This window comes from Methylobacterium sp. J-030 (genome assembly GCF_022829545.1).
GTDB lineage: Bacteria > Pseudomonadota > Alphaproteobacteria > Rhizobiales > Beijerinckiaceae > Methylobacterium.
Genome location: NZ_JAKSYM010000358.1, coordinates 1 through 3,338 on the forward strand (window position 1 = coordinate 1; position 3,338 = coordinate 3,338).

Below are 3,338 nucleotides of genomic sequence, written 5' to 3' on the forward strand. Positions count from 1 at the left end.
GCGCGAGGATCAGGGTGCCGTCGCTCTGGTCGGCATCGACCGCAACCGGATCTTCGCCCTCGGCTGGGGGCTCGGTGCGGCGCTTGTCGGCCTCGCGGGCGCCGTGCTGACCGTGTTCTACTACATCCATCCCGGCGTCGGGGGCGCCTTCGCACTGATCGCCTACGTTACGGTGGCGCTCGGCGGCTTCGGCAGCGTCTTCGGCGCGCTGGCCGCGGGCCTGATCGTCGGGTTGGTCGAGGCGGCGACCACCCTGATCCTGCCGCCCTCGTTGAAATCGGTGGGCGTCTACGCCCTCTACCTCCTCGTGGTTCTTGTGCGGCCCCAGGGCCTGTTCGGGAGGCTCTGACATGACCGGCACGTCGCTGATCGCCGCTCCGGCGATCTCCCCGAGCCTGGACGAGGCTGCCCGGCGCTTCGCGGCCAAGCGCCGCCGCAGCCTCTACGTCGGGGCGCTGATCTTCGCCGGCCTCGCCGCGCTGCCCTACGCGATCCGGGACGTCTACCTGCAGAACGTCCTGGTCCTGACCCTGCTCTACGCGGCCCTGTCGCAGAGCTGGAATATCCTGGGCGGCTATTGCGGACAGATCTCCCTCGGTCACGCGCTCTACTTCGGCATCGGCGCATACGCCACCAGCATCCTGTTCGTGAATTACGGCGTGTCGCCGTGGTTGGGACTAGGACTCGGCGCGGTGCTCGCGGCCTCGATAGCCCTCGCCATTGGGTGGCCCTGTTTCCGTCTCGGCGGCCATTACTTCTCGATCGCAACCATCGTCATCGCCGAAGCCGGGCTGCTGCTCATGCAGAACTGGGATTTCGTGGGCGGGGCGATGGGCGTGCAGTGGCCGTTCAACCCGGATAGCTGGGCAACCCTCCAGTTCGCGCGGGACAAGATCCCGCACGCCCATCTCGCCCTCGGCCTGCTGGTCGGGACCTGGCTCGTCACCTTCGTCGTCGCCGAATCGCGATGGGGCTACGGCTGGCGCGCGGTCAAGGACGACCCGGCTGCGGCCCAGAGCCTCGGCGTCGAGGTGTTCCGGTCCAAGATGGCGGCAGCGGCGATCTCGGCCTTCTTCACGGCGGTCGGCGGTGGGCTCTACGCATCCTACGTCTCGTATATCGATCCCGAGAGCGTGATGAGCTTTCGCTTCTCCCTGCTCTTCGCGCTGCCCGCCGTGCTCGGCGGCGTCGGGACCCTGTGGGGCGCGCTCGTGGGTGCGGCGATCCTCATCCCGATCACCGAGATTAGCCGCTCCTATCTTGGCGGCACCGGCAGCGGCATCGATCTGATCTTTTACGGCGGCCTTGTGATGGTCGTGGCGATCGCCCGCCCCGAGGGCGTGCTCAGCCTGTTCAAGCGTACGCGCGCCGCGCGCAACGAGGAGGTTTGAACCCGTGAGCACGGACCCGAGCGGCCCGATCCTGCGCGTCGACGACGTGACGCTGGCCTTCGGCGGTCTCGTCGCCAACCGCGACGTGACCCTCGACGTGCGCAGGGGCGAGATCCTGGGGCTGATCGGCCCGAACGGGGCCGGCAAGTCGACCCTGTTCAACCTGATCTCGGGTGTCTACCGACCGAGCAAAGGGCGGATCCTGTTCGAGGGGACCGACATCACCAGATTGCCGCCGGCCGAGCGCTGCCGCCGGGGCATCGCACGCACCTTCCAGGTACCACGCTCCTTCGACTCGATGAACGTCCTGGAGAACGTCACGGTCGGCGCGCTCGCCCGCCACCCCAACGCCGCGTCCGCCCGCCGCGCCGCCCTGGACACTCTGGAGCGCGTCGAGCTGACCCACCGCGCCGAGGCGGTGGCCGGCGAGCTGACGCCGCCCGAGAAGCGCCGCCTGGAGGTGGCCCGCGCGCTCGCCACCGGCCCGCGCCTGCTCCTCCTCGACGAGGTGCTCACCGGCCTGACACCCTCCGAGGCCAAGGCCGGCGTCGCGCTGATCCGGCGCGTGGCGGCCATGGGCGTGACCGTGATCATGGTCGAGCACGTGATGGAGGTGGTGATGCCGCTCGTCGACCGGGCCGTCGTGCTCCACCTCGGCAGCGTCCTGGCCCAGGGCCTGCCGGCCGAAGTGGTGCGGGACGACGGCGTCATCACCGCCTATCTCGGGGAGCGCCACCGTGCTGCTTGAGGTCGACGGGCTCTCCACAGCCTACCAGGGCCTGCTCGCGATTCAGGGCGTGTCGCTGGACGTGTCCGAGGGCGAGATCGTCGTCGTGGCCGGCGCCAACGGCGCGGGCAAGTCGACGCTGCTCAAGTCGATCGCGGGGCTCGAGCGGCCGCGCGACGGGACCGTACGCTTCGATGGTGGCCGCCTCGACGGGCTCCCCGGCCACCTCATCACCGCCCGCGGCGTCGCCTACGTGCCCGAGAACAAGCGGCTGTTCCCGCGTCTCTCGGTGGCCGACAATCTGCGGCTCGGCAGCTACCTGCATCGGAGCAGGGCCGACCGCGAGGCGCCGCTGGAACGGGTCTTCGCGCTCTTCCCTCGGCTGAAGGAGCGGCTGCCGCAGCGGGCCGCGACTCTCTCCGGTGGCGAGCAGCAGATGTTGGCCATCGGCCGCGCCCTGATGACCCGGCCGCGCCTGCTGATGCTGGATGAGCCCTCGCAGGGCATCATGCCGAAGCTCGTCGACGAGATCTTCGCCGCCGTCACGGCGATCCGCGACGCGGGCGTGACCGTCCTGCTGGTCGAGCAGCGGCTCGCGGAGAGTCTCGCCATCGCCGACCGCGCCTACGTGCTTCAGACGGGGCGTGTCATCCTCTCCGGGCCGGCGGCACAGGTGCGCGACGATCCGGAGGTGCGGCGGGCCTACCTCGGAATCTGAGACCATCCCGTGCCGGCATTGCCGGCACATGGTGAGACGGGAGAACGGGCGATGACCCGCGTAGACCTCAACTCCGACCTCGGCGAAGGCTACGGCGCCTATGCCTGCGGCGACGACGCCGCGATCCTCGACCTGGTCACCTCGGCCAACGTCGCCTGCGGCCTGCACGCGGGCGATCCCGAGATCATGGCCCGCACCTTCGCCCTGGCGAAGGAGAAGGGCGTCGCGGTGGGCGCGCATCCGGGCTTTCCCGACCTCTGGGGCTTCGGCCGGCGCCGCATCCCGTTCAGCCCGGACGAGATCGAGCGGCTGGTGGCCTATCAGGTCGGGGCTGCCCAGGCGCTTGCCGCCTATGCAGGTCACCGCATCACCTACGTCAAGACACATGGGGCGCTCGGCAACATCGCGGCTGAGGAGCGTTCGGTGGCCGACGCGGTCGCCCGCGCGGTCAGGGCCGTCGATCCGAATCTCGCCCTACTCGCCATCGCGCTGAGCGCGCAGG

General features: G+C 70.0%; 5 protein-coding genes. All 5 read left to right on the forward strand.

Annotation, left to right across the window (positions count from 1 at the left end; translation table 11 throughout):
- Positions 1-349: branched-chain amino acid ABC transporter permease (locus MKK75_RS28420; RefSeq protein ID WP_244045837.1), on the forward strand; the 349-nt coding region annotated here is incomplete at its 5' end.
- Position 350: 1 nt separating this feature from the next.
- Positions 351-1,391: a branched-chain amino acid ABC transporter permease gene (locus MKK75_RS28425; protein WP_409567620.1), complete on the forward strand. Its 1,041-nt coding sequence runs from the start codon at positions 351-353 to the stop codon at positions 1,389-1,391.
- 4 nt (positions 1,392-1,395) lie between these two features.
- Positions 1,396-2,139, forward strand: coding sequence for an ABC transporter ATP-binding protein (locus MKK75_RS28430; protein WP_244045838.1), 744 nt, complete (start codon positions 1,396-1,398; stop codon positions 2,137-2,139).
- Positions 2,129-2,836 (forward strand): ABC transporter ATP-binding protein, encoded by a 708-nt coding sequence (locus MKK75_RS28435; RefSeq protein ID WP_409567621.1) that lies wholly within the window; start codon positions 2,129-2,131, stop codon positions 2,834-2,836. Before MKK75_RS28430 ends, MKK75_RS28435 begins: the two co-directional genes overlap by 11 nt.
- A 51-nt stretch (positions 2,837-2,887) precedes the next feature.
- On the forward strand, positions 2,888-3,338 hold a 451-nt coding region (locus MKK75_RS28440), incomplete at its 3' end, for a 5-oxoprolinase subunit PxpA (RefSeq protein ID WP_244045839.1).

Excerpts from the sequence above, each read along its gene's own strand:
- MKK75_RS28425 (WP_409567620.1), top strand. The coding sequence starts at position 351 with ATGACCGGCACGTCGCTGATCGCCGCTCCGGCGATCTCCCCGAGCCTG.